Genomic DNA, 25643 nt, shown 5'->3' on the forward strand with positions numbered 1-25643 from the left:
ACTCGATTTCCTCTCCGGGGTCGGCACGGTGTGGCCGGGCGAGTTCGTCGTATCCGGACCGGCCGTGCTGCCTTACGGACCGCGGAACCGAACCGGCGGGTACCCGGGCCCGGTCGCTTCCGCGACCGTCCCGATCGGGCGAACCCCGTACTCCCGGAACGAGCTCGACACCCACATCGACACCTTCCAGCTACCCGACTCCTGCGCCCAGGCTCGTAGCCAGAGCCTGAGGCCGAGTGTAATTATCTTCGCGCGCTCCGCCTAGGCCCGGAAGGATCGATGAACCAAGGGGTTTGACGGCCGGGACGCGAAGACAGGGACAGCTGAACTGAGACACAACGCCTTTCGCCCTACGACAAGACGGTAGCAGCGGGGTACGACACGTTCGGGCACAGGCGTTCCCGCCGGCGCCGGGGCCGGACTGCAGGGCGATCGAGACCTGCTGTGTGCCAGGGATGAACACAGGGCCCACCGGATTCGAGGAAGCGGAGGCGCTGGTGCGGCCGGGCCGGCGCCGGGCCCGGGGCGACCGGCAAACCTTCCGGCGCGCGGGCCCACACGGCCGATCCGGTCCGCGACCACGCGGTACGCAGGGCGCGGCACAGCGCCCGCACCCCGCCCCGGTATAGCGATTCGGCACGCTCGGTTTCGAACGGCTCGGTCCGGTAATCCGCACCTCGATCACGACACCACCACGGTGGTGACCTATGCCGTGAAAGGAGCAAGACCATGGGTTTCCCGGAACAGCAGCAACAGGTACCCGGAATCCAGTCCGTGATGACACCCGTCCCCGATTGTGGCGAGAAGACCTATCGCGGAAGCGGCAAGCTCACCGGTAAGTCGGCGGTGATCACCGGCGCCGACAGCGGTATCGGCCGCGCGGTCGCCATCGCCTTCGCCCGGGAGGGAGCCGATGTATTGATCTCCTACCTCGACGAACACGACGATGCCGCGGAAGTGGGCGCACTGGTCGAGGAAGCGGGCCGCAAGGCGATCCTGGTCCCGGGCGATCTGTCCGACCCGGCCCACTGCCGGTCCGTGATCGAGCGCGCCGCCGGCGCCTTCGGCACGATCGACGTGCTCGTCAGCAATGCCGCCTACCAGATGACGCACGAGACGCTCGAGGAGATCAGCGACGAAGAGTTCGACTACACCTGGAAACTCAATATGGGCGCGTACTTCTATTTGGTGAAGGCCGCGCTACCGCATATGCGTCCGGGCGCCTCGATCATCGGCAGTTCGTCGGTGAACTCCGATTCCCCCTCCCCCACCCTGGCGCCCTACGCGGCCACCAAGGCCGGCATAGCCAATTTCTCCGCGAGTCTCGCGCAACTCCTGGGCGAGAGGGGAATCCGGGTGAACAGTGTCGCCCCCGGGCCGATCTGGACCCCGCTGATCCCCTCCACCATGCCCGACAAGAAGGTCACCGCGTTCGGCGACAGCACACCGCTCGGGCGCGCCGGACAACCCGCCGAGCTGGCTCCCGTCTATGTCCTGCTCGCCTCCGACGAGGGCAGCTATGTTTCGGGCGCACGGGTCGCGGTGACCGGGGGGAATCCGATTCTCTGAGGCGAGCCGCCGGGGCGGTCCGGCACACCGCTGCCACGCGCTCGATCAGAAACGCCGCGGCCGGTCGCCGCGGGCGACCAGGCCGCGGCGTTCCTGTTCGCGGTATCCGTATGTCGCCTTGCGGACGGTGATGTCGTCCTCCCAGCCGGATCCGACGGCGCCGGCCACGGTACCCAGCGCAGTGGCCATCACCGCGATCGTGAGGTAGTCGGCGAAACCGACGGGGCCGCCGAGCACGCTCGCGAGATACGACGGCGGGATCACCAGGCAGACCGCGGCCAGAGTCAGCAGCAACAGCACGACGAAGAAGACCCCGGCGCCGATACCCACTGTGACGGCGGTTCCGGTATTGCGCAGTGCGGTGTCGTGGCCGTGGGCGGGCTCGCCGGGGCCTCGATGCTCCCAGAGTCCGTGCCCCAGCACGATCCACACGGTCAACGCGACCACCGAAGCCAGCGCCACCGCGGTGAGGCGCAGGGTGCCCATCGCGTTCGCCAGCTGCCAGATACTCGAGTACAGCACTCCGAAGGCCGTACCGGCCAGCGCACTGCCGAGCGCCGCGGACAGGCCCACGAACAGCCGCCAGGGCCTGTTCGCCCGCACCATGCCCGCGAGCAACGCCGGGTAGCCGGCCACCCGGTCACGCACCACCCGCACCCCGCTGTCTTCCGCGTCGATCCGTACCCGGCTGTGCCGCACCCGGGCCGTTGCCTCGGCCACCACCCGGCCGGCCGCCCCCCGGTCCGGGGCCGACAGGGCAGCGACGATCACCGCGGCCAGCTTCTGCAGCCGCTGCCGGATGCCGAGTCCGCCGAGCGCGGGCAGCGAGACGAGCGCCACCCGGTGGCGCAGATCCATGCTCATCAGCAAAATCTCGCCGTTACTGCGTATCGGCACATCGGTCAGGCACAGCGCCAGATCCCATGCGGTATCGCGGACGTGCCGTCCGGCTTTGTCGATCAGATATTCCAGATCGGGGTACATGGCCTCGAACGGATCATCGAGGACCTCGAGCTGCCACCGCGACGGGTCACCGCGGCGGGCCAGCTCCGCGGGCAGGTGCTGCACCAGTTCCCGGGCCAGCCGCACCGGCAGATCGGGATCTGCCACCACACCGACCACCATGGGCGAAGCGCGACCGCCCCGCTCACCGGCGTCCCGCGCGGCGGGCCCGGTCGGCTCGGGTACGGCTCGTTCTCGTCCGTCCACTCGCTGCCCTGCTCCTATTCGATGATGCCCGGCTGCCGATCGGACAGGTGGCGCCCCGCATCGTCACTGTGCCGGGGCAGCGCGACGCCGAGCAGCACCATGCCCACCCCGAGGCCGAAGTGCAGCCAGTTGTCGGCGGTGTCCAGTGGCAGGAAATTGGCGGCGCTGTGCTGATCGACGATCAGCCCGTACAGCCAGAGCAGCAGATAGATCGCGCCGCCCACCAGGAGGTAGGCCCGGGCCGCCCGGGGACGCGCGCCCGCGATCAGACCGGCGACACCGAATGCCAGATGCACGAGGTTGTGCAGCACCGACACAGTGAAGAGACCGAGCAGCTGAGCCTCGGAATGGTGCCCCGCCCACGCGAGATCCCCGTAGTCGGTGGTGATGCCGGGTATGAAGCCGAGCACTCCGACCAGCAAGAAGACCGCGCCCACCGCGATAGCGGCGAGCTGTACAGGCGAGCGGGCGGGCGATGAGGTGGTGAGGTTTCGGTTCGGCACTGGCTCGTCCTTTCCTCCTGGCCACCGGAGCCGGCGGGTCCCGCTCCGGCCTGCCCGCCGGGTGCCCTGCACTCCGCCCGGCAAACCCCGTGCCGGACGAACACCGCGCCCGGCCGCGATCGGTGTTTCGTGCCGCCGATCCCGGGTATGGCGCCCGCATTCGCTGGGCGGGAAGCCACGCCCCGGTGACCGAGGTGGTTCGGAAGATCGGAGGAGCGATGGCGGCCCAACCGAGTGTGGAGATACCGGTACCTGTACAGGACGCGTTCGCGGTCCTCGCCGACGGCTGGCTGTACGGGCTGTGGGTGGTCGGCGCTTCGCATATCCGCAAGGTCGACCCCGGGTGGCCGCAGGTGGGCACCCGTATCCACCACAGCGTGGGTGGCTGGCCACTGGCCCGGCAGGACACCACGAAAGTTCGCTCGGTCGACGCACCACGTCAGCTCGAGCTCGAGGCCCGGCTGTGGCCGGCGGGTGCGGCCTATATCCGGCTCGATCTCAGCGAGCTCGGACCCGACCGTACCGAAGTGACGATGACAGAACGCGTCATCCACGGTCCCGGGAAACTCCTCCCGGGACCGGTACAGGACCTGGCCCTGGTGCCGCGCAACCGGGAATCACTCCAGCGGTTCGCCGCTCTCGCCGTCGGGCGCTCCCCCCGTTCGCCGGGCTGACCCGCCGGCCCGCGGCCCGGCTCCGGCGGCGACGGGTACTCCGGGGCGGCCGAGTACCGCGCGCGGCAGCCACCGGCCGAACAACCAATCGCCCATTTCCGCGGCCGCGTCACCCTGTACGACAGCGCACGGCCGGATACGCGCCACCCGTCGTATCGTGGGCTGCGATCCACCGGGCCCGGTCGTACGGCTCCCGTCCCCGCGGCGGACGGCGGCGGGCGATCCCGACCAGTTCCAGTCCGTTCCGGGACGAGCGCAGCAGGGCGGTCCCCACATTGCCGCCGGCCCCGGTGACCACGATCTTCATCGAACTCGCGTCCGCCGGTGGAAAACGATGTTCACGGCCGGAAGACCGCCCGTATGCAGCCCTCCTGTTTTGTTTTGAACAGTTCGTACCCGCGCACCGCGTCCTCCAGCGGCATATCGTGGGTGATCAGATGCGCGGGGTCGAGATCGCCCTGCTGGATGTAGTCGAACATCCGCGGCATGTACCGCTGCCCGTGCTGCTGCGCGGTCCGGATGGTGAGGCCCTTGTTCGTCACCACCCCCATCGGGAATTTGTCGGTGAGGCCGTAGATGCCGAGCACCGAGACGACTCCGCCTTTGCGGCAGGCCAGCAGCGCCTGCCGCAGCGAGGTCGCCCGGTCGGTTTCCAGGCGTAGCAGTTGTTTGGCCAGGTCGTAGAGGTGCTGCAGACCGGTTCCGTGCCCCTCCATGCCCACCGCGTCGATACACGCGTCCGGGCCTCTGCCACCGGTCGTCTCGAGTAAGGCCTCCTGGACACTGTCCACCGCGGTGTAGTCGATCGTCTCCGCGTCGTATCGGTCCCGGGCGAGGGCCAGGCGTTCCGGGATCCGGTCGATCACCACGGCTCGCTCGGCGCCGAGCAGCCGGGCGGAGTGGGCCGCCATCAGGCCGACCCCGCCACCACCCCACACCGCGACGGTGTCACCGGGGGCGATATCGCAGAAGTCGGCACCCATGAGGCCCGTGGGGACCGCGTCGGAACAGAACAGCGCCTGTTCGTCGGTGATTCCCTCCGGCACGGTGAAGCAGTTGACGTCGCCGAAGGGAACGCGGATGTAGTTCGCGTGCGAACCCTGGTACCCGCCGAACGGATGGGTGTACCCGTAGATACCGCCGGTCGGATGACCGAAGACCGGTTGCTGCAGGGCCGCATTGGGGTTGGTGGTGTCACACACCGAGTACAGGTCGTGTTCGCAATACCAGCACCTTCCGCATCCGATGAACGACGGCACCACCACCCGGTCCCCCACCTTCGTCGCGGCGACCTCGGCGCCGGTCTCCACCACCTCCCCCATGAACTCGTGGCCGAATACGTCGCCCGCACGCATACCGGGTAGATAACCGCCGATGAAATGCAGATCCGAGCCGCAGGTCGTCGTCAGCGTCACCCGCACGATCACATCGTGGGGATTGACCAGACCCGGGTCGGGCACGGTTTCGACCGCGAGATCGTCGACCCCGTTCCAGCACAGTGCACGCATCATGCCTCCTGTCCGGCCGCCCGGCCGCTGGGGTTCCGGTCGAGGGTGGGTACTTCGCCTGTCTGCATCAACGCACGCGCGCGATAGAGGACCGCGAAGATCGCCGCGCCGGTGAGCTGCCGCGGCACCGGTGCCGTCGCCGAGATATGTACTTCGGTGCCCCGTCCCCGGGGTGCGTCGGCGAATTCCAGCTCGATCCGCGCGCGTTCGGGATCCACCGCGTCGACGAACTGTAATCCGTCCTGCTCCGTCAGCAGGACGCTCTCCCAGCGGGTCGGGTCCGCGTCGTCGGGCGGCGCGGTCCATTCGTAGCGGTCCGGCGCTGTCGATCGCACGTCGGCGAACCCGTCGAAAACGCGCGACAGGTTGTCCGGGTCACGCCAGAATTCTTCCACTGCCGCGCGCGGCCGCTCGATCGTCAGGGCACGCCTGCCGGTGCCGCCGGACACCGACCCCACGGCTCGGCCGATAAGGGTGACCACTTCCTCTTTCGCCTTCTGTAGGTAATCCACACGCTCTCCCTTCCGAAAAGTCGGCCCGGCAGCCCGAACGCGGTACCCCGGGCGCTTCGGCACAAACCCGCGGACGCGCACCCGAATTTCTCCTTTTCGCCGCCGGAAACCGGGGTAGGCCGAAGCCACAGCGAAAGGAGTCGTCTTGACCGAAGCCAAACGCACCGAGAAGAACGACAACGACGAGCCCGAAGGCGGACGGCCGGGCCCGACCGACAGAGGTCGCGACGGCGGGATGGCCACGCGTGAGATCGCGCCGGAGGTGACCGTCGCCGACGAGACGCAGGAACCGCCGGACTGAGCGCGACCCAGTTCATCCACCTCGGACGCCGGTGGCCGAGGTCCCGGCCACCGGCGTCCGTGCTACACCTGCTCCAGCACGACCACCGGGGTGTCCTGGGATCGCGAGGCCGCGTGTCGTTCGAAATCCGCGCCGCCCCAACCGTTGTAGCGCGGGAACTCCGCCCATAAGCGGTCGCGTTCGGCGCCGGTGGCTTCCCGGCCCCGGACCCTGACCACACCGTCGACGGTGTCGGCCTCGGCAGCCGGATCCGCCTGCAGATTGAGCCACCAGGCCGGCGCGGGCTCGGCCCAGCCGTTCATCGCCAGGGTGACGAAATGGTCGCCGTCCCGGAAATACCCCAGCATCACCGCGCGTTCTCGGCCCGTGCGCCGCCCCCGTGTCCGCAGCCGCAGCATTCCCATCCGACCGTGGTGTTCGGGGCGTACCAGACCCCGCGCGGTGAGGCGGTAGAGCAGGCGGTGGCCCGCCCAGAAAGATCTGACGAACCAGCGCGGGGGAATGAAGGGTTTCTGCAACGGGCCGGACACTTTCCCTCACTCTCGGAAACGGCCGAGCCACCGACCCTGCGGCGGCCTCGTGCGCCCAGAATAATGCGGCGTCACCGGACGGTAAAGGCGTGCAGAAGGATTCACGAAGTGAATACCGACCCGCGCCGGAGATTACTTCTGATGTGCCTTTCGACGACATTGCCACTTCGTAGAACGGCGCCGTCGAAACAGGCATATTCCGCCCCGGCCGCGCGGAATGCACCGACCGGAAGATTGGGGGCGCCGACGCCGGTCGCTTACGCTTCGTCCATGCGCAATGCCCAAGCCACGGCAGCCGCGCCGACCTCCAGCGATTTCGTCGGACGACAACCGGAACTCGAGCGGGTCGGCGCGCTGATCACCGGTTCGACCGGGCTGGTCACCCTGATCGGCTCGGGCGGAATCGGTAAAACCCACCTCGCGCTCGAGGTCGTATACCGGGTCCACGAGACCGCGCGGTTCCCGGTGCACTGGACGCGGCTGGCCCGGCTGGAGCGGGGTGCCGGAGCCGCGAAGGTCGAGGACGAGATCGTCCGGTCGGTGGTGGAGGTCGATTTCTCCGGGCGTTCGGCCCGACAAGTACTCATCGATACGTTGACCCGCGCAGACACTGCCGTGTACCCGCTGCCGCCGGTGCTGGTTCTGGACAACTGCGAGCATGTTCTCGACGGTGTCGCCGCCGTGGTCGGCGATCTGCTCACCGCGGTGCCAGGTCTGCGGATACTGGCCACGAGCCGCGAGCCGATCGGCTGGGCCGACGAACGACTGGTGACGGTGCCTCCGCTGTCGCGGGCTCAGGCCCTGGACCTGTTCCGCCGCCGGGCGGAGGCGGGGGGCGTCGCGCTCGGCCCCGGCCACCTCGAGACGGCGGAGCAGATCTGCCGGCACCTGCACTGTCATCCGCTCTCCTTGCGACTGGCCGCGGCCCGGCTGCGGTATCAGCCCCTGACGACCGTCCTGCGCGAAGTGAGTGGCGAGCCCGCCGACCGGCGCCTGCGCTGGGCACCCATATCCCGGACCGGCGCCCAGGATCGGCACGGGGGCATCGGCAATGTCATCGGCTGGTCCTACGATCTGTGCTCGCCGGACGAACGGCTGCTGTTCGACCGTCTGTCGGTATTCGCGGCCGGTTACGACCTCAACCCGGAGGACGCCACCGGATCGGTGCTCCGTGAGGCGGGGGTCGACCTCGAAGCCATCGTGGCGGTATGCGCCGACCCAGATCCCGGCGGTCTCCTCGCGGAGGATATCGAACCGCTGCTGGAACGTCTGGTCGACCGGAGCCTGGTGTCGATCCATCTGGGCGCCGACACCGCACGTTACGCACTGCTGGAGAACTTCCGGGTCTTCGCCCGGCGGCAGTTGCACCGGCGTGACCCCGCCGAGGCCACGCGCCTGGCCGGCCGGCACCGTCGCTACTACCGCGAGAAGGTGGCCCGGGCACGCGTCGCGTGGCTCAGCAGCGTCGAACAGGACCTGCTGCGCTGGGCCCGCGGCGCCTGGGACAACCTGCTGTGCGCTGTCGAGAGCAGTCTGGACGAACCCGGCGAGGCATCGATCGGGCTGGAGATCGCGGGCGGCATGATCGCGCTGCGGCTCCCCTTCTTCATCGGCACGTTGCGCGAGGCCCGCACGCTCGCCGAACGAGCGCTGACAGCCACCCGGGTACCGGGCCGCCCGCTCACCGAGCCGCAGATCGCGGTGACCGCGCTGGTCGGCTGGATGAGCCTGTGCCAAGGGCTGCCTCGCGAGGCCGAGCGACTGCTGGACGAATGCGTCGCCGCCTGTGTCACCGATCCGGCGCTGCGCAGCGCGTCGGTCGCCGACCCCGATATCGATCTCGGCCTGCCCGCGCAGGTCGAATATCTGTGGGGCAGCATTCTTTTGCTGGAGCACTGCGATATCCGTGCCACGACGGTCCTGGCCCGTGCCCGCGAAAAATTTCTCGCCGCGGGCGATCCGGGCGCCGCGTCCATGAGCCGGCTGTTCGAGGCCTTGGCCGCGGCGTTCCATGGAAGCGCCGAATCCGCCCTCGCGGTGACCCGGGCGTATCTCGAGGACGCTGTGGCCACCGGTGCCGAATGGGTCCTGTCCTGGGCTGAACTCGTCCGTGCCATCGCCGCGGCGGCGCACGGCGACCCCATCGAGGCGGCCGCTGCCGCGAGTGCGGCGCTGACCCGGCAGATCGCCATGGAGGAGCACTGGGGTACGACCTGGGGCGTGCACATCCGCACCTGGATCCTCGCCCGGATGATCTCCGACGGCGCACCTGGTGCCCGCGAAATGGCTACGGAGATAGCGTTTCTCAGCGGTGGCGCGACCACCCTGCGCCGACGGGTGGGCGTCGACCTCGAGCCGCTGCGGCCCTTCGCCGCCCGGACCGCGCAGGCCGTCGATACCGCGCGCGCGGTGCTGGGTGCGAGCGCTTTCGACAACGTCTTCCGGGAAGGTGCGGCACTCGACGCGACCGGGGGCGATATCGTGCGGCTCGCGCTCGGGACGCTGCCGAGGCCCGAACTCCCCACCGCGGATCCCTTGCGGCCGCACGGTCCGGTGCGGTGGCAGCACCTGTCCACCGCCGAACGCGATATCGCGGTACTGGCGGCGGCGGGGTGGACCAACGCCGCGATCGCCGCCCGCCGGGGCAGTTCGCAACGAACGGTGGACGCGCAGGTCGCCGCCGTGCTGCAGAAGCTGGCGATCAGATCGCGGACCGGGATCGCCGGTGCGCTACCCGAAGACCAGCAGGCCCGGGTGCGACTGGAAAAGGACCGGAAACCGCGCCGCCGTTGATCACCCCACGCCCGCGCGACGGTGGCGGGCACACCCGATGTGTCGCCCCGCCGGCCCGGCGTCGGGACTGTGCCGCACGGTTGTCGGCCGGGCACCTGCTCCGCCTCGACCGCCCGGCCTGCCGCGCCGGACCCGACTCCCCATCAGAGTTCTACGGTGCGTGTCACCACGATCCGCTCACCGTCCTCTCGGATCGAGGGGACGAGATCGTCCGGGCGAGACCGGAAACCCGGGGCCGCGACCAAGCCGTGGGTTTCGTCGGCAGCGGTCACCCGAACGCGGTCGGCACCGGGGGTGCGCACGGTGATGTCGACTCCGTCCGCCGGCAGGTCGCGGAACCGTATCTCGCCCGGCCAGGTATCGGCCCGCTCCCCCGTGACGGTCAGTTCGACCGGCGCCGTGCCCGCGATGGCCGCGACGACCCGGTCGATCCGGTGATCGACGCGCAGCACCAGCCCGGAGGCCGCGCGCCGGGACGCCACGTGCACGGTGACGGTGTCGCCGTCGCGATGGAGAACCTCGACCACCGGGCCGTTGAGCGCCATCGGCTCGGCCGGGCCGGTCCACACCGTGCCCCGCGCGTATCCGGGCGAGAGCCGCGCGATATCGGTACTGTCCACAAAGGTACGAGTCCAGCCGGGCGGTTCGGTATCCCCGCTCACCCAGCTCGCCGAACCGGTATCCGCGTTCAGCACATAGGCCAGGTGCGCGCGGGCGGGATGCCGGGCGTCGAAGGTGTCGACCACGGTCCCCGCGGCGATCAGGAGCGCCGTCACCGCCGCTGCCGTCACCGGCACCGCGACGGTGACGCGGCGGCGGGCGGCGGGGCCGGGGAGCAGCAACTCGATCAGCGGGAGCACCATCACCACGAACAGCGCCGCACCGGCCGCGGCGGCCCCGCCGGATGTCAGGCCGACTCCGTCGATCAGGTTCCCGCTCAGCGGCCCGAGCAGCGCGGCGGCGACCGATGCCCCCAGCGTGAACACCGTCACCGGCCACAGGCTCCAGCGCACCGGCAGCAGCGCCGCCAGCATGCCCAGCGCCACGAACAGGGCCGGCAGCGCGAACAGGAACGAGGCACCGGGCGCCAGCACCGCACACACCACACCGAGTCCGGCCGGCCAGGCCAGTGCACCGATCGCCGGCGCGGCCGGCCCCAACCAGCGGCGTGCCGGTAGATACCAGCCGAGCACCGACGTCACGGCCAGCGCCACCAGTGCCCAGTGATAGACCTGGGGACGATGCAGCAACCCGCCCATCTGCTGGTACTCGGGACGCAGCCACTCCAGCACCGACCACATCCCCTGCCCGAGCAGCGCCGCCGCGCCCAGCGGCACTGCCACCGACGCCGCGGCGAGCAGCAGCTGCCCGCTTCCCGCCGAGCCGCGGCGGCGCGCGAGCACCACCACCGCACCGACCGCCACCACGGCGAGCAGGGCAATCGGCAGGACCAGCGCGTTCGGATAGGTGATCATGGTGCCCGCGAGGCGGAAGTAGGTGGCGTCGTGGTCGGATCGCAACTCGGCCAGATCGGCCGCGCCCAGCGCGCGGGCGAGGTGGAGCATGTTCTCGCCGTGGTGCTGCAGGCTGCCCCGATCGAGGTTGCCGATGGTGTCACCGGCGGTGTGGTAGTAGGACGAGTTCTCGATGTAGGCGAAGTTGAGTCCGGTGAAGCCGGCTTTCGACAGAGCCGTGAAGTCGGTGGAGTTCGGCATCGTCCGATACACCTCGACCAGCGACGAATCACCTCGTGGATGCGGCACGGCGGCGGCGAACAGTGATACCAGCGCGGCATTGTCCACCGAGGTCTCGAACATCAGTGACGGCCCACCGACACCACGGGCCTCCCAGTTGAGCACCACACCGCCGGCGCGGGCGAGCGGGTGCTCCCGGGCGAACGCCTCGGCACCGAGCAGACCGTCCTCTTCCCCGTCGGTGAACAGCAGTACGAGATCGTTGCGCTGATCGCCCTGCCGGGCGATCAGCCGGCCCACCTCTATCATCGCCGCGACCGCGGCGCCGTCGTCGGAGGCACCCGGGCCGGTCGCGGCCGAATCATAGTGTGCGGCCAGGAGAACCGTCCCGGTGGAAGCACGGCCGGGCAGCGTGGCGATCACATTGTCCACCCGGCCGAAGGTCGCGAGTCCTGTGGACGCCCGCGCTCCGACACCGCGCTGGGTCTGCACCGAGAAGCCCGCCGACTCCAACTCCCCGGTGAGATATTCCCGGGCCCGGTCGCTCGCCGGACTGCCCAGCGGCCGCGGTTCGGTCGCGAAGCGCTGCAGGTGGGTCAGGGCCCGTTCGGCGCTGAACCGGTCGGTCGCCGTCGCCGCGACCGGCCGGGGGCCGCGTCCGTCGACGACGACGGTAACCGCCATCGCGGCCGTCAACACGAGCAGGGCCACCAGCCCCGCGGCCACCCGGTGTGGGGATTCGATCAGTCTCGCGCGCACGAGGTGACAGTATGTCGGTACCCCGGACGTGCGGTCGCCACCGCACGGTCACGACCGCTCGCCGGGCCGCGCACGGGAAAGGCCGCGGCGTACCGAAGGATCGTATTTCGCCGGGCTCGGACTGATCTCAATCGTTGACAGCGCCGGTTCACGCCCGATGCGCGGACGGACGGCGGCCGCGGCGAGCGCCCGGCCACCCGTTATCGCCGCGCGCGACATCACCCGCCGCTGTGGCCCGAACCCACTCGGCGCCGGCCGCTCCCGGCCGTACGCTCCGGCGACGACGTTCCCCGCGTTGACCCGGACACCACTGGCCGTACGCACAGGAAACGGGAGACGATGGCACCGAAATTACATCTCGGCGTTGCGCTCGACGGAGCGGGCTGGCATCCGGCCGCGTGGCGGGAACCGAACTCCAGGCCCACCGAACTGTTCACCCCTGATTACTGGACAGACCTGGCCACCACCGCCCAGCGCGGCCTGCTCGACTTCCTGACCATCGAGGACAGTCTCACCGTGCCCGGCGACCCCCGGGCCGCGGCCGACGGCGCCCTCGACCGCGTCCGGGCCCGGATCGACGCCCATCTGATCGCCGCACTCCTCGCGCCGGTCACCCGGCACATCGGTCTCGTGCCGACCGTGACCACCACCCATACCGAGCCGTTCCACCTCTCCAAGGCGATCGCGACGCTCGACCACACGTCACGCGGCCGGGCCGGCTGGCAGGCCCGGATCTCGGCCACTGCGGCGGAAGCCGCGCATTTCGGACGCCGACCGGCGCGAGAGCTTTCCGCCGCCGAACTGGCGGAGGTCCGGGCCACGGGCACCTTCCCGGATTTCGTGCACGATCGGTTCGACGAGGCCGCCGACGTCGTGGAAGTGGTACGGCGGCTGTGGGACAGCTGGGAGGACGACGCCGAGATCCGCGATATCGCCACCCGGCGCTTCATCGATCGCGACAAACTGCACTACATCGATTTCCGGAGCCGTCACTTCAGCGTTCGTGGGCCGTCGATCACGCCACGGCCACCGCAGGGCCAGCCGGTGGTGACCGCCCTGGCACACGCGCCACTGATCTACGAATTCGCCGCGCGCGGTGCCGATCTGGTGTACGTCACACCCACCCGCGAAACCGGTCCCGCCTCGATACTCGAAGAAATCGCCACGGCGACAGCAGCGGTGGGCCGAGACGGGGAGCCCCTGCGGGTCTACGCCGATCTCGTCGTCTTCCTCGATACCGAGGACGCGACCGGAGCGCAGCGCCTGACCCGCCTGAACGAGGCGGCGGGCGCCGAGTACACCTCCGACGCGGCCGTATTCGCGGGCGGTGCCGACGAGCTCGCCGAGCTGCTCATCGACTGGAACGGCCAGGGCCTCGACGGTTTCCGGTTGCGGCCGGGCGTCGCGGTCGACGATCTGGCCGCCGTCACCGATCGGCTCGTTCCCGTCCTGCAGCGCCGCGGTGTCTTCCGCACCGGCTATCCGGACGGATCGCTGCGCGCGCTGCTCGGACTGCCCGCCACCGTTCCCAACCGCTACGCGACCACCTGAGCGAGGCCACCATGAGCACTCCCCGTAAACAGGTCATTCTGGGCGCCTACCTCGGCGGCGTGAACCACCACACCGCGTGGTGGCACCCCGAGGCCGGCAGTCAGATCGATTTCGACAGCTTCGAGCACACCGCGCGCACCGCCGAACGCGGGAAGTTCGACTTCTTCTTCCTCGCCGAGGGACTCGCCCTGCGCGAACGCGCGGGCAAGATCTTCGATCAGGACATCATCGGCCGTCCCGATACCTTCACCGTGCTGGCCTCGCTCGCGGCGGTCACCGAACATCTCGGGCTGGCGGGCACGATCAACACCACCTTCAACGAGCCCTACGAGCTGGCACGCCAGTTCGCGAGCCTGGATCATCTGTCCGGCGGACGTGCCGCCTGGAATGTGGTGACCTCCTTCGACGCGTTCACCGGTCAGAACTTCCGGCGCGGCGGATTCCTCGATCCCGCCGACCGCTATGTGCGCGCCGAAGAGACCTTGAACGCCGTCCGCACACTGTGGGATTCGTGGGAGGCCGGCGATCTGGTCGCGGACCGGGACTCGGGCCGGTTCCTCGCCCGCCCGGACGCGGGCGCCTTCACCTTCCGGGGTGAACAGTTCGATATCTCCGGGACGTTCACCGTGCCGCGCAGCCCGCAGGGCAGGCCGGTGATCCTGCAGGCCGGAGTCTCGCCGCAGGGGCGGGATTTCGCGGCCGCCAACGCCGATGCGATCTTCTCCCCGTACGGCAAACTCCCGGAGGCGGCGGAGTTCTACCGCGATATCAAGGCCCGGGCGGTGGCGGCGGGACGCGCGGCCGACGAGATAAAGATCCTGCCCTCGGCAAGTTTCGTGCTCGGGGACACCGAAGCCGAAGCGGTGGAGAAGTACCACACCGTCCGCGATGAGCAGGTCACCGGGCAGACCGCGCTGATCCTGCTCGAGCAGATCTGGAATCGCGATCTGTCCGGCTATGATCCGCAGGGTCCGATCCCCGATATCGACCCCGATCCCGACGCACCGCCGATCATCCAGGGGCGCGCGTTCGTCCATCAGGATCGCTTCGCCACCGCGCGGCGCCTGCGTGAGGTGGCCGAAGCGAAGAAACTCACCCTGCGTGAAGTGGTGATCGACCAGTTCGAACGCGGCCCGCTGGTCGGTACCCCCGCCCAGGTCGCCGAACAGATCGATACCTTCGTCCAGGACAACGGCTCGGACGGATTCATCCTCGGCTCCCATCTCGTGCCGTGGGGTCTGGACGAATTCGTCGACAAGGTGGTCCCGCTGCTCCAGGACCGCGGCGTCCTGCGCGGTGAGTACACCGGCACCACCCTGCGCGACAACCTCGGCCTCCGCGACGTCCACGCGGCCACACCCGCCCGAGCCGAAACCTGACACCACGGCAGCGGGCGGGATGCCGGTCAGGCCGTGGACTCCTCGGACTCGGCCTGAGCCATTTTCAGGAGTGCCCGGTGCAGCTCCTTCGCCGGCTCACCCGCCCGCTTACCGTGTAACTCGACTTCTACGAAGCCCTCGACCAGCGCGCGCCCGGGGTCCAGCAGCCCCGCACCGATATCCGGGCCGCCGCTGAGGGAACCGGCCATCAGGATCCGCCAGGCTTCCTGACGGGCCCGGTAATCCCCGGCCTCGTCGAGCGCGGCCGCGAATGCGCGGACCACCGCGGTGTACGCCGGCCGACCGGTGGCGCCGGCCCGGCGGAAACGCCTTCTGGTCGGTCCCGTGCCGCCGGCACCAGGGCTCGCCAGCTCCGCGCGTTCCACAGTGATCCACACCGGAGGCGGCTCCGCAGAACCCGACTCCGCCGCTTTCTTGCGCTCCCGGCGGATCGTATCGTCGCGTTGTTCGGTGACCTCGATGCCGTACAGCGCGACGGTGTACTTCCCGAGCAGGTCGTTCAGCGCCGCGGCGATCTGGTGCACCACTTCGGTTTCCAGCCCGGCCGTCTCGAAGCCACGGATTCGCAGACCGTGCCTGCGGGCCATATCCTTCGCGAGCCGGATCGCGTCGACGGGGTTGCCTCCCGTTCCCGGCACCACGGTCAGCGCCTCGTGCGACGAGAACGGCTCCGGCTCCGCCTCGGGCGGCGCGAGCGTATCCGGCGGGGACGGGTCATCCACCAAACGCAACGCCGGAGCTGTCTCCGGCTCGGCCGGCAGGTCCGTGCGAACCGGCCCGGCATGTGGTTCCGGGCCTACCGGCCCGACCGGCAGCTCACCGGACACCAGCTCGACCGGTGACTCCGCGGGCACCGCCCCGACCGGCGGCTCACCGGGCACCAGCTCGACCGGCGGCTCACCGGGCACCGGCCCGACCGGGGGCTCCCGGCGCCTCGGTTCCTCCGTGCGCATCGCCCCGGGTGGTGGCTCCGTCCCCAGCGCTTCCGCCGGTATCTCCCTGCGCACCGGCTCGGCCCGTACGTCCGAGCGAACCGGCTCCCCCGCCGGCTCCCCGCGCACCGGTTCGGCCGGTACCTCTCTGCGCACCGGTTCCTCCGACCGCAGCACCGGCCGCGCCCGGGCCGGTACCGTGATCCGAGCCAGTTGCAGCGACAACTCGGGGGGCAACTCGATCGTGCGCGGCGCGGGGCGGGGCTCCGGGGCCGGGGGCCGGGCCATTTCGCTGTGCGCGGCCATCCGCGGCCGTTCGGCCGGCGCGGCCGGGAGCTGGGCCCGGTCCGGAGGCGCCGACACCTCGGCTCGTTCTGGGGCCAGGACCGGCTCGGCATGCGCAGCCACCGGTTCCCGCACCGGGTCCGACGAGGAACAGGCCGCGGGCTCGGACGGCTCCGGGCGCTCCAGGAGCACTCGCGCATCGGTGTTCGCCGCGGCCACGCTGCTGTCCGCGGCAGCGGCACGGGTGTCGATCACCGCCTCCAGCGGGCCCTGCGGCGCGGAATCGGCCGCTGGCCCACCGGATACGGTCGGCGTACCGTCGGTTCCGGAAAGCGCCGGCGGGGGCTGGGTCTCGCGCGACAGTTCCACGGTCCCGGCGACCGGCACCGGACGGGGCGAGGAATCGACCGGGTGCGGCGCTTGCCGTGCTTCCGGTTCGGCCACGACGGGGGACGACGACGAAGCGGATCGCGCCGCCCCGGCCGCCGAAGATGCGGCCGTCGAGGATGCGACCGGTATCGGCCCGGCCATCGGCGCCGGCCGTGCGGCCGCCGGTATTCCGGTGCGGGCCGCCGGTTCCGCGGGTGATGCCGGGAGGCCCGTGGCGGCAACCGTACCGGGAGGTGCGGGCCGGACCACCGCGGAGGTGGCTGCCCGTTTACGAGCCCACGGGGTCGAAGCCGGTGCGCGGACGGCAGCGGAGGCACCGGCCTGCCCCCTGGAGCGGAGCCGATTCCCGACCGGTACAGCATGGTCGGGAGATACCGTTACCGCCGAGGAGGCAACGACCGCCTGGCCCGGCGCCGAGATCGCCTCGGCGGAAGCTATGGCAGCCTTCAGTTCTCCGGTGACGCGGGAGGCCTCGGTGATCAGCGTCTCCAGCGTCGTCACCAAGGCCCGCAGCCCGTCCGTGTCCACCTTCGGAGTCTCGTTCAACGATATCCCCGCTTGTCGTCACCGCAGCCGGGCCGGACTGTGGGTCAGTTCGGCCGGCATCCACGATATGACGCACACAGACATGCAACCAGTGTGAAACGTCGTGGTCCGCCGTGCGATGACGACGACTCACCCGGGATGGGAAGAGTTCGGAGTTCGGACCGGTCCCGAAGCCGCTGGACAACGGAAGCGGCGCCCGGCGGTGGGCGCGCCGAGCCGATGACCGCGGGCATGAACGGCCGCCGGCGGTACGCAAACGAAGTGCGCCGCGGCGACCGTCTGGGCACGGCCGGATGGGGTACTTCTGCGAGGATGAGGTCCGTGGTCGATGTGCTGAACAGAAATCGTGTGGTCGTGACAGGTCGCACCGGAGCGCCGGTGGTGGTCCTCGCGCACGGTTTCGGCTGTGATCAGGGCCTGTGGCGGCTGGTGGCGCCCCTGTTGGCGCAGCAGTTCGGAGTCGTCCTGTTCGATCACGTGGGCTCGGGACGGTCGGATCTGTCGGCCTGGGACCCACAGCGCTACTCGACCATGGCCGGTTACGCCGAGGACATCCGGCAGGTGTGCCGGGCAATCGATCGCGGACCGGTGGTGCTGGTCGGCCACTCGGTGGCGGCCATGATGGGCGTGCTGGCCGCCGCGGCGGAGCCGGAGTTGTTCCGGGGTCTGGTCCTGCTGGCGCCGAGTCCCTGCTTCATCGACGACCCCGCGAGCGGGTACCGGGGCGGCTTCAGCGCCGACGATATCGACGAGTTGCTCGAATCGCTGGATGCGAACTACCTGGGCTGGTCGGGGGCCATGGCACCGGTGATCATGGGTAACCCGGAGCGCCCGGAGCTCGCGCAGGAGCTGGAGTCGACGTTCTGCCGCACCGATCCGGAGATCGCCCGGGCCTTCGCGCGGGTGACGTTCCTGTCCGACAACCGCGACGATCTCGCGGCCGTGCGGGTACCGACGCTGGTGGCGCAGTGCTCGAACGACGCGATCGCCCCACCGGAGGTCGGCGAATTCGTCCATTCCCGTATTCCCGGCAGCCGGTTGGTGACCCTCACCGCGACCGGGCACTGTCCACAACTGGCGGCTCCCGAGGAGACCGCCGCCGCGATCACCGGCTTCGTACGCGACCTATCATGATGATGTGCCGCGCGGGCGGCTCGGAACCGGAACGCGCCGGGTTCGAACCGGACGATCCGGCGCGGCGCGCGGAGTTCACCGCCCTGTTGGAGGACGACGTCGAAGACCTGTACGAGAACGCCCCCTGCGGCTATCTGTCCACTTTGCTCGACGGGCGGATCGCCAAGATCAACACGACGCTGCTGAACTGGCTCGGTTACCGGCGCGAAGACCTGGTGGGGCGACGTCACTTCAACGATCTGCTCACCGTGGGGGGCCGTCTCTACCACGAAACCCATTTCGCGCCGCTGCTGCGGATGCAGGGCCATCTCAGCGGTATCGCGCTCGAACTCCGGGCGGCCGACGGCTCGCGACTGCCCGTCCTGGTGACCTCCACGGTGAAGACGGGCGCGGACGGGGAGCCACTGCTGATTCGGACCACGGTGTTCGACGCCCGCGAGCGCCGCGCCTACGAAACCGAACTGCTGCGCGCACGCCGCGAGGCCGAACGCGACCGCGAACGCCTGCAACGGTTGAACGCGACCCTGCAGCGCACGCTGCTGCCCGCGGTACTCGAGCCGGTTCCGGGGGCCGATGTCGCCGCGCACTACCACGCCGCCTCCCCCGACGAGGTCGGTGGCGACTTCTACGACCTGTTCCCCATCTCCCCGGGGATCTGGGGTTTCTTTCTCGGTGACGTCTGCGGCAAAGGCGCCGTCGCCGCCACCATCACCTCGCTCGCCCGATACACGCTGCGCGCCGCCGCGGTCTACGACTCGGATCCCACCGCGGTCCTGCGACATCTGAACACCACCATGGTGCGTGACCACCGCCGCGGCCATCCCCGCTTCTGCACCGTCATCTACGGTCGGCTCACGCTGACCGACGGTGCCGGTGGTCCCCACGCCACCGTCACCCTCGCCTCCGGCGGGCATCCCCCGGCCCTGTTGCTGGGCGCCGACGGTACGGCCGATTACCTGCACACCCCCGGCGGGCAATTGGTCGGGGTGTTCCCGGACGCGGCGATCTCCACCGTGACCTTCACCCTGGAGGCCGGCGCCACGTTGCTGCTCTATACCGACGGACTCACCGAGGCGCGGACCGTCGAGGGCTTCTACGGGGAGTCGGCGCTGCTCGACTTCGCCCGCGATCTCGCTCCCGCGTCCGCCACCGGAACCGTCTCCGCGGTCACCGCGCTGCTCGATTCGCTCGGCACCGGTGTCACCGACGACACCGCGCTCCTGGCCCTGCACCTGCCGGGGCCGGAACATCTCCGCGACCGGCTCGAGTGAACGCGCGGACGCACCGCGACGTCATGTCCTGCCCCACCGAGCACAGATAGGGAAGCACCAGTGATGCCGAAGATCGTTCTGTTCGGGGCCACCGGTTATACCGGCCGACTGATCGCCGAGATCCTGGTCGGCCGGGGCGCCGCACCCGTGCTGGCCGCGCGCAATGCGACCGCCCTCGAGAAATTGGCCGCGGATGTCGGCGGCGCCGACACCGCGGTGGCCGATGTGACCGACCCGGATTCGGTCCGGGCTCTGCTGGGGCCCGGCGATGTGCTGATCAGCACCGTGGGGCCGTTCCTGCGCTATGGCAGCCCCGCGCTGGCCGCAGCCGTCGAGGCCGGGGCCCACTACTTCGACTCCACCGGTGAGGGCCCCTTCATCCGCACCGTATTCGGGCACGACGACGCGGCCCGCCGGGCGGGCGTCGGCCTGCTCACCGCGTTCGGGTACGACTACGTGCCCGGGAATCTGGCCGCCGGTCTCGCGCTGGCCGAAGCGCCGGAGGCGGTCCGCGCGAATATCGGCTACTTCATCACCGACCCCGGCACCAGTGGTGGTACGCGGGCGTCGATGGCGGGCATGCTCTTCGAAGAGGGTTTCGCCCTGCGCGGCGGCCGGGTCGTGCCCGAGCGTACGGCGGCGCGGGTCCGCAGTTTCGACGTCGCCGGCCGAGAGCTCACCGGAGCATCGGTGCCCGGTTCGGAACATTTCGCGCTCCCCCGTTCCTATCCGCACCTGCGTGACGCCGACGTCTACCTCGGTATGCCCGGCGGGGCGGCGCACGGTCTGCGGGTCGCCTCGCTGCTCACCGGCTCACTCGCCCGGGTCACCCCGGTGAAACGACTGGCCGAGAACGCCTTGACCCGGATCGTCAAGGGTTCGACCGGTGGCCCGGCGGCCACCGCGCGGGCCCGAACCCGGACATGGGCGGTGGCCGAGGTGGCCGATGAATCCGGTACGGTCCTCGCCTCGGTGACCCTGACCGGCGGTGACCCCTACGACTTCACCGCGGCGATCCTCGCCTGGGGTGCGCAGACAGCGCTCGACGGCGGTCTGCGCGGCGCCGGTGCGCTGGGCCCGGTCGAAGCGTTCGGTCTCGAGCCGCTCACCGCGGGTGCGGCCGCCGCCGGACTGACCCGGTAACCCGCGCAGGCGGGCAGCTCGACCGCACGCCGGTGCCGCAGGTCCAAGTGGACCACCAGGATCTCCAGCGTGTTGGCGATCCGGCCGCGGCCGGTGACCGTCACTGGCCCCGGGCAGCGCGGTGTGGGGAGTCTATCGCTCATACGCGTGATTCTCGAGGGCGCCGGCCCCGGTTCCGGAGCCGAGCGTCCACTCAGCGGAATCCCCCGGTCCGCCGTCGGCCCGGACCCGCATCCTCGGGAGTCGGGCGGCGCGCCGATCGCGCCGCCCGCCGAGCCACGACTTCCGACAGGAGCCCTCCTATGACCGACCTCCAGCGATACAGCGGCCGCCGCGTCCTCGTCACCGGCGGCGGATCCGGTATCGGTCAGGCCACGACGCTGCGCATACTGCGGGAAGGGGGCCGGGTGGTCGCCGCGGACATCAGCGCGGCCGGGCTCGCGGACACGCTGGACAAGGCCGGCGCCGATCGGGCGCGGTTGAACACGGTGATCACGGATATCGCGGACGAGGAGTCGGTCCGCGCCGGAGTGACCGAAGCCCTGCGATGGCTCGGCGGACTCGACACCCTGGTCAATGCCGCTGGTGTTCTACGGTCGGCGCATTTCGAACAGACCTCGGTCGCGGAATTCGAACAGGTGCTGCGGATCAATCTCGTCGGCACCTTCGTGGTTACGCGCGAGTCCCTGGCCGCGCTGCGCGCCGGCAATGCCCCGGCGGTCGTCAATTTCAGCTCCACCTCCGCGGTGTTCGCCCACCCCTACATGTCCGCCTACGCCGCGTCGAAGGGCGGTATCCAGGCGATGACCCACGCGCTGGCAATGGAATTCGGCCGGCAGGGCATCCGGTTCAATGCCGTCCAGCCGGGCTCCATCTCATCCGGGATGACCGACGGCAGTGGTGCGTCCGGACAAAGCCTCGGTCCCGGCCTGCCCGCCGATGCCGATATCGCGCTGTTCGCCAAGGCCGCGCCGGCACTGCCGCTGCCGGCGGGCGCGCCGTTCGCCGGACCCGACGCGGTGGCCGCGGTGGTGGCGATGCTCGGCTCCCCGGATGCCTATTTCGTCACGGGGACCGAGGTGCGCGTCGACGGAGGCTCGCATATGTGAGTCGCCGAGGCGGACCGTTTGCGCAGCGCACCGCGCGGGTAGCCGAGGGAACCGGAGGTGTTGCCGGGGATGGGTCGGCGTTATCGCGGAGTGAGCGTTCGAATGCTGCGGCGTGGCGAGGTCCGCATCCTGGTGCGCACACTGCGGGCGGCATGGTCGGACGAGCTGTCCGACTGGGCGGCGGCCCTCACGTACTACAGCATGCTGTCGCTGTTTCCGGCCCTGCTGCTCACCGTCGCCATGCTCGGCCTGGCCGGACCCGAGCCGACCGGTGCGCTCGCGGGGGCGGCGAGCCACGTCGGGCCGCAGGGCAGCCGGACCCTGCTCGCCGATTCGGTGCGCCACCTCGAACAGGTCCGGCCCTGGTCGGCACCGATCGCGATCGCGGGGCTGGTGTCGGGGCTGTGGACGGCGTCGAGTTACATCGGCGCGTTCATCCGGGCCGCCAACGCCCTGTACTCCGTGGCGGAGAGCCGGTCCCGGCCCAGGACGGTACTCCTGCAACTGTCGCTCAGCGTGGTCCTGATCGCGATGATGGTGTTCACCGGCCTGGGTTTCGTGATCACCAACGGCGTGGCGGGACGATTCGGCGGTGACCTCGCCGACCTGCCGCTGGTGCACGGGATCTGGGCGATCCTCCAGTGGGTCGTGCTCGCATCGGTGGTGAGTTTCGCGCTGTCACTGCTGTATTGGGTAGCGCCCAATGTGACCGGGCAACCGTTCCGCTGGCTCACCGCGGGGAGCGCGCTGGCGGTCGCGGTATGGCTGGCCGGCTCGGCCGGACTGTCGTTCTATGCCGCCCATTTCGACTCTTTCGACAAGGTCTACGGTTCGCTGGCGGCGGCGGTCGTCTTCCTCGTCTGGCTGTGGGTCACCAATTTCGCGGTGCTGCTGGGCGCGGTGGTCGACGCCCAACGGGCCCGCCGCCCGACGCCGCCCGACGCGGAGAGCATCGGCGACGACCGGGGACACCGGCCGGTCCCGGCCGTCCCCGAACCGGATCGCGGCGCGGGCGCCCGGTGACGTCGCGCCTCGTGGCCGGAACCACTACCGGTGTCCGGCCACGACCGCCCGCGCCGCCGGACGACGGCGCGTCTCAGACCTTCCGGCCCACGGCACCGTAGAGCGACACCTTCTTGTCGTGGCTCTGCGGATGCTCGATACCCGAGTTGCGCCACCGATGGATCACCTCGACACCTGGATCCACCAGTTCCAGCTGATCGAAGAACCGGGCCACCTCCGCGCGGGTACGCGGCCGCACCGGAATCCCGCGATCCGCATAGACCTGCAACAGCCGGGCCATCCCGTCGGGGTCGTCGGGGCCGTCGTCGAACTCCGTCGTGACATGGGACATCGCCAGGTACGAACCGGGCGCCAGCGGCGCCATCAGGGTGTTCACGATCTCGTAGACGTCACCGGGCACGAAATGCAGCAGGGCCATGAGCGAGACCGCCACCGGCTGCGACAGATCCAGCGTCGCGCGCAGTTCCGGCGCGGCGAGGATGGCCTCCGGATCCCCCGCGTCGGCCTGGATGTAGGCGGTGCGGCCCTCTTCGGAGCTCACCAGCAGCGCCCGTGCGTGCGCGAGGACGATCGGGTCGTTGTCGACATAGACCACCCGCGACTCCGGCGCCAGGCCCTGGGCGACCTGGTGCAGGTTGGGTTCGGTCGGGATACCGGTGCCGATATCGAGGAATTGGCGGATCCCTTGCTCGGTGAGATAGCGGGTGGCGTGACGCATGAATTCGCGATTGGTGCGCGCGGTCAGCCGGACCGCCGGAAAATTGCGCAGTGCCTGTTCGGCCGCGGCCCGGTCGGCATCGTAGGAATCCTTGCCGCCCAGAAAGTAGTCGTACATGCGCGCGGGATGCGCGACATCGGTACGCAGGTCGATAGAGCCGTCGGACACGGCGGATGCTCCTTGTGACGTGGTGGGATCGGTACCTCGCAGGTATACCCCATCCGGGCAAGTCGCCCAACACATTCCGGCATACCGATTCGGTGCCGCCGCGGAGGTGGGACGGGGGCCGTCGACGGCTCCCGCACGACGCGACCGGACCTGACGTACTTGACCCTGACACTGTGACAAGGTCTTGACTGAGCGCAGGAGGTGGTCCCCATCGACCCGATACTCGATTCACCCGATACGCGCCTGCTCGAGGCGTTGCGCGCCCCGAACTCCTCGACCCGGCTCCAGGCGGCGCTGGCCGCCGGCACGAACCCCGGCCCCGGCCTCGTCGGCGCGCTGGTCGCTCGGTGCGCTGTCGAACCCGACTTCTACGTGCGCGACATGCTCACCTGGGCACTGACCCGCCATCCGGCCGAGCTCACCGTACCGGTGCTGCGCGCGGAGCTGGGTTCCGTGGACGCACAGGCCCGCAGTCAGGCGCTGCACACACTGTCCAAGATCGGTGACGGATCCGTCTGGCCGGCGATCACCCGATCGCTGCTGCACGACGCCGACGACGAGGTCGCCCGGAGCGCCTGGCGCGCGGCTGTGATCCTTGTACCGGCCGACGAGCAGGAGGCGCTGGCCGCGGAACTGGCGACGGAACTCGGGCGCGGAGACCGGACCGTCCAGCTGAGCCTCAGCCGGGCACTGGTGGCCCTCGGCGACCACGCCGAGCCGGCCGTGCGGGCGAGGCTGACCAGCCCGGATCCGGTGGTGCGCGCGCATGCCCGGGCCACCGGACGGCTGCTGCTCGACCCCGACGCCGGTTTCGATCCGGATGTCGCCGAGGCGAAGCGGATCGTCGCGCTCGGTCCGGAACGCGCCGGGCCGGCCGCGTGCTGATCGGTGAGGTGGCGCGCCGTTCGGGGGTGAGTACCCGGATGCTGCGGCACTACGACTCCCTCGGACTGGTGCGGCCGACCGGCCGCACCGTCGGCGGCTACCGCGAGTACGCTCCCGCGGACATCCGGCGGATCTTCCACGTGGAAAGCCTGCGCTCACTGGGACTGTCGTTGCGGGAGGTCGGGCGGGCCCTACAGGATCCCGCCTTCACCCCCGCGGAGCTGGTCGGCGCGCTCATCCGGCGGACCGAGGCGCGGGTGCGGCGGGAGCAGGAACTCCTCGACCGGCTCCGGACCGTCGATGCCTCGACACCGGCGGGCTGGCCGGATGTCCTGCGCATCGTCGAACTCCTGCACGGGCTCGGGTCGCCGAGTGCCGCGCGCCGGCAGCAAACCATCCTGGCCTCGGCCGAGGAGGTGCCGGTGTCCACCGAACTGCTGGCCGGGGCGGTCCTCACCGAATCCGATCCGAATGTCGCCGGTGCCCTGCGCTGGGCGCTCGCCCGAGCGGGCGAGGACGGCCTGGCCGGCGTGGTGGCCGGCCTGCGCGCCACGGACGCCGCGATACGGCGGCGCGCGGTACTCGCGATCGCCGAGATACCCGGCGACGACGCGAGCGCGGCGCTCACCGGCGCGCTCACCGACCCGGACGCGGCGGTGCGGCGGCCCGCCGCGCTGGCCGCGGGGGCGCGGGGCGAGCCGGCGGCCGTCCCGGTGCTCGTCGATATGGTGGTCGCGGGCGTCAACGATGTGGACGCCGCCGAGGTCCTGGGGTCACTGGCGCTGGACGCCGCACTCGCCGACCGGATCATGGACGCCCTGGCCGGGGAGCTCGCCGCGCACGCCACCGAGCCGGCGGTGCGGATACGCCTCACCCAGGCCCTCGCCGAGATGCCGGCACATCTGGCACTGGGCGTGCTGCGGGAGCTGGCCGGCGATCCCGATCATGCCGTGGCACTCGTCGCGTCGGCGCTCGCCGGAGTGCTCGAAGAGCGCCCTACCGACTGACGTCCGTTCGGCACGCGGTGTCCCGGCCG

At 70.4% G+C, this 25643-nt stretch carries 23 protein-coding genes; 14 read left to right on the forward strand and 9 right to left on the reverse strand.

Features of this window, described 5'->3' with window-relative positions; translation table 11 throughout:
• The first annotated feature begins 729 nt into the window (after positions 1-729).
• Positions 730-1569 carry an SDR family oxidoreductase gene (locus NF4_RS17435; protein WP_063128396.1) on the forward strand — a complete coding sequence of 280 codons (840 nt, stop codon included), beginning with the start codon at positions 730-732 and terminating at the stop codon, positions 1567-1569.
• A gap of 45 nt (positions 1570-1614) precedes the next feature.
• Here NF4_RS17435 and NF4_RS17440 read toward each other — a convergent pair whose 3' ends face one another.
• Both NF4_RS17440 and NF4_RS17445 read right to left on the reverse strand, forming a co-directional pair.
• Positions 1615-2778 carry a hypothetical protein gene (locus tag NF4_RS17440; protein ID WP_063128397.1) on the reverse strand — a complete coding sequence of 388 codons (1164 nt, stop codon included), beginning with the start codon at positions 2776-2778 and terminating at the stop codon, positions 1615-1617.
• Positions 2779-2792: 14 nt separating this feature from the next.
• Entirely contained in the window at positions 2793-3281 is a 489-nt protein-coding gene (locus NF4_RS17445) for a DUF4383 domain-containing protein (RefSeq protein WP_063128398.1), read from the reverse strand.
• Positions 3282-3499: 218 nt separating this feature from the next.
• Between NF4_RS17445 and NF4_RS17450 the strand changes: the two genes are divergently transcribed.
• Entirely contained in the window at positions 3500-3955 is a 456-nt protein-coding gene (locus tag NF4_RS17450) for an SRPBCC family protein (protein WP_063128624.1), read from the forward strand.
• Between the two features lie 109 nt (positions 3956-4064).
• Here the strand turns inward: NF4_RS17450 and NF4_RS17455 are convergent, their stop codons facing one another.
• Genes NF4_RS17455 through NF4_RS17465 form a run of 3 tightly spaced genes read right to left on the reverse strand, consistent with a single transcriptional unit; the run spans position 4065 to position 5975 of the window.
• A complete protein-coding gene (locus NF4_RS17455; protein ID WP_063128399.1) occupies positions 4065-4262 on the reverse strand; it encodes a hypothetical protein in 198 nt (65 codons plus the stop codon).
• A 31-nt stretch (positions 4263-4293) separates the two neighbouring features.
• Complete coding sequence (locus NF4_RS17460) at positions 4294-5463, reverse strand: zinc-dependent alcohol dehydrogenase (RefSeq protein WP_063128625.1); 1170 nt, start codon at positions 5461-5463, stop codon at positions 4294-4296.
• Positions 5463-5975 carry an SRPBCC family protein gene (locus tag NF4_RS17465; protein WP_063128400.1) on the reverse strand — a complete coding sequence of 171 codons (513 nt, stop codon included), beginning with the start codon at positions 5973-5975 and terminating at the stop codon, positions 5463-5465. The genes NF4_RS17460 and NF4_RS17465 overlap by 1 nt, the downstream gene beginning before the upstream one ends.
• A 145-nt stretch (positions 5976-6120) precedes the next feature.
• Between NF4_RS17465 and NF4_RS38650 the strand changes: the two genes are divergently transcribed.
• A complete protein-coding gene (locus tag NF4_RS38650) occupies positions 6121-6276 on the forward strand; it encodes a hypothetical protein (protein ID WP_198165358.1) in 156 nt (51 codons plus the stop codon).
• 62 nt (positions 6277-6338) lie between these two features.
• On the opposite strand, the gene NF4_RS17470 is transcribed toward NF4_RS38650, so the two are convergent.
• Complete coding sequence (locus tag NF4_RS17470) at positions 6339-6806, reverse strand: nitroreductase/quinone reductase family protein (RefSeq protein ID WP_198165359.1); 468 nt, start codon at positions 6804-6806, stop codon at positions 6339-6341.
• A 270-nt stretch (positions 6807-7076) separates the two neighbouring features.
• Between NF4_RS17470 and NF4_RS17475 the strand changes: the two genes are divergently transcribed.
• On the forward strand, positions 7077-9599 hold the full coding sequence (locus tag NF4_RS17475) for an ATP-binding protein (protein WP_063128401.1): 2523 nt from the start codon (positions 7077-7079) through the stop codon (positions 9597-9599).
• 143 nt (positions 9600-9742) lie between these two features.
• Here NF4_RS17475 and NF4_RS17480 read toward each other — a convergent pair whose 3' ends face one another.
• Positions 9743-12052: a M28 family peptidase gene (locus tag NF4_RS17480; protein ID WP_063128402.1), complete on the reverse strand. Its 2310-nt coding sequence runs from the start codon at positions 12050-12052 to the stop codon at positions 9743-9745.
• A gap of 339 nt (positions 12053-12391) precedes the next feature.
• Between NF4_RS17480 and NF4_RS17485 the strand changes: the two genes are divergently transcribed.
• Both NF4_RS17485 and NF4_RS17490 read left to right on the forward strand, forming a co-directional pair.
• Positions 12392-13603, forward strand: a complete 1212-nt coding sequence (locus NF4_RS17485; RefSeq protein ID WP_063128403.1) for an LLM class flavin-dependent oxidoreductase — start codon at positions 12392-12394, stop codon at positions 13601-13603.
• An 11-nt stretch (positions 13604-13614) separates the two neighbouring features.
• The gene (locus tag NF4_RS17490; RefSeq protein ID WP_063128404.1) at positions 13615-14982 is read left to right on the forward strand and encodes an NtaA/DmoA family FMN-dependent monooxygenase; all 1368 of its coding nucleotides are present in this window, start codon (positions 13615-13617) and stop codon (positions 14980-14982) included.
• A 26-nt stretch (positions 14983-15008) separates the two neighbouring features.
• Here NF4_RS17490 and NF4_RS17495 read toward each other — a convergent pair whose 3' ends face one another.
• Positions 15009-16664 (reverse strand): hypothetical protein, encoded by a 1656-nt coding sequence (locus tag NF4_RS17495; protein ID WP_157120406.1) that lies wholly within the window; start codon positions 16662-16664, stop codon positions 15009-15011.
• Positions 16665-16821: 157 nt separating this feature from the next.
• On the opposite strand from NF4_RS17495, the gene NF4_RS37805 reads away from it, so the two are divergent.
• The 6 genes from NF4_RS37805 (at position 16822) to NF4_RS17525 (ending at position 22836) form a co-directional block, all read left to right on the forward strand.
• Positions 16822-17253 (forward strand): hypothetical protein, encoded by a 432-nt coding sequence (locus tag NF4_RS37805; protein WP_157120408.1) that lies wholly within the window; start codon positions 16822-16824, stop codon positions 17251-17253.
• 215 nt (positions 17254-17468) lie between these two features.
• Complete coding sequence (locus tag NF4_RS17505; RefSeq protein ID WP_063128627.1) at positions 17469-18290, forward strand: alpha/beta fold hydrolase; 822 nt, start codon at positions 17469-17471, stop codon at positions 18288-18290.
• Complete coding sequence (locus NF4_RS17510) at positions 18287-19561, forward strand: PP2C family protein-serine/threonine phosphatase (RefSeq protein ID WP_232330525.1); 1275 nt, start codon at positions 18287-18289, stop codon at positions 19559-19561. Before NF4_RS17505 ends, NF4_RS17510 begins: the two co-directional genes overlap by 4 nt.
• 63 nt (positions 19562-19624) lie before the next feature.
• Positions 19625-20704 (forward strand): saccharopine dehydrogenase family protein, encoded by a 1080-nt coding sequence (locus NF4_RS17515; RefSeq protein WP_063128407.1) that lies wholly within the window; start codon positions 19625-19627, stop codon positions 20702-20704.
• A gap of 302 nt (positions 20705-21006) precedes the next feature.
• Positions 21007-21813 (forward strand): SDR family NAD(P)-dependent oxidoreductase, encoded by an 807-nt coding sequence (locus tag NF4_RS17520; RefSeq protein ID WP_063128408.1) that lies wholly within the window; start codon positions 21007-21009, stop codon positions 21811-21813.
• Positions 21814-21903: 90 nt separating this feature from the next.
• On the forward strand, positions 21904-22836 hold the full coding sequence (locus NF4_RS17525; RefSeq protein ID WP_198165360.1) for a YihY/virulence factor BrkB family protein: 933 nt from the start codon (positions 21904-21906) through the stop codon (positions 22834-22836).
• A gap of 73 nt (positions 22837-22909) precedes the next feature.
• Here NF4_RS17525 and NF4_RS17530 read toward each other — a convergent pair whose 3' ends face one another.
• Positions 22910-23722 carry an SAM-dependent methyltransferase gene (locus tag NF4_RS17530; RefSeq protein ID WP_232330526.1) on the reverse strand — a complete coding sequence of 271 codons (813 nt, stop codon included), beginning with the start codon at positions 23720-23722 and terminating at the stop codon, positions 22910-22912.
• Between the two features lie 201 nt (positions 23723-23923).
• Between NF4_RS17530 and NF4_RS17535 the strand changes: the two genes are divergently transcribed.
• Complete coding sequence (locus NF4_RS17535; RefSeq protein WP_063128410.1) at positions 23924-24607, forward strand: HEAT repeat domain-containing protein; 684 nt, start codon at positions 23924-23926, stop codon at positions 24605-24607.
• An 8-nt stretch (positions 24608-24615) separates the two neighbouring features.
• Complete coding sequence (locus NF4_RS17540) at positions 24616-25614, forward strand: HEAT repeat domain-containing protein (protein WP_232330527.1); 999 nt, start codon at positions 24616-24618, stop codon at positions 25612-25614.
• The last annotated feature ends 29 nt before the right edge of the window (positions 25615-25643 follow it).

The organism is Nocardia fusca NBRC 14340 (assembly GCF_001618425.1).
GTDB lineage: Bacteria > Actinomycetota > Actinomycetes > Mycobacteriales > Mycobacteriaceae > Nocardia > Nocardia fusca.

Excerpts from the sequence above, each read along its gene's own strand:
- NF4_RS17435 (WP_063128396.1), top strand. The coding sequence starts at position 730 with ATGGGTTTCCCGGAACAGCAGCAACAGGTACCCGGAATCCAGTCCGTG.
- NF4_RS17450 (WP_063128624.1), top strand. The coding sequence starts at position 3,500 with ATGGCGGCCCAACCGAGTGTGGAGATACCGGTACCTGTACAGGACGCG.
- NF4_RS17455 (WP_063128399.1), bottom strand. The coding sequence starts at position 4,262 with ATGAAGATCGTGGTCACCGGGGCCGGCGGCAATGTGGGGACCGCCCTG.
- NF4_RS17460 (WP_063128625.1), bottom strand. The coding sequence starts at position 5,463 with ATGCGTGCACTGTGCTGGAACGGGGTCGACGATCTCGCGGTCGAAACC.
- NF4_RS17475 (WP_063128401.1), top strand. The coding sequence starts at position 7,077 with ATGCGCAATGCCCAAGCCACGGCAGCCGCGCCGACCTCCAGCGATTTC.
- NF4_RS17485 (WP_063128403.1), top strand. The coding sequence starts at position 12,392 with ATGGCACCGAAATTACATCTCGGCGTTGCGCTCGACGGAGCGGGCTGG.
- NF4_RS17490 (WP_063128404.1), top strand. The coding sequence starts at position 13,615 with ATGAGCACTCCCCGTAAACAGGTCATTCTGGGCGCCTACCTCGGCGGC.
- NF4_RS17505 (WP_063128627.1), top strand. The coding sequence starts at position 17,469 with ATGAGGTCCGTGGTCGATGTGCTGAACAGAAATCGTGTGGTCGTGACA.
- NF4_RS17510 (WP_232330525.1), top strand. The coding sequence starts at position 18,287 with ATGATGATGTGCCGCGCGGGCGGCTCGGAACCGGAACGCGCCGGGTTC.
- NF4_RS17515 (WP_063128407.1), top strand. The coding sequence starts at position 19,625 with ATGCCGAAGATCGTTCTGTTCGGGGCCACCGGTTATACCGGCCGACTG.
- NF4_RS17520 (WP_063128408.1), top strand. The coding sequence starts at position 21,007 with ATGACCGACCTCCAGCGATACAGCGGCCGCCGCGTCCTCGTCACCGGC.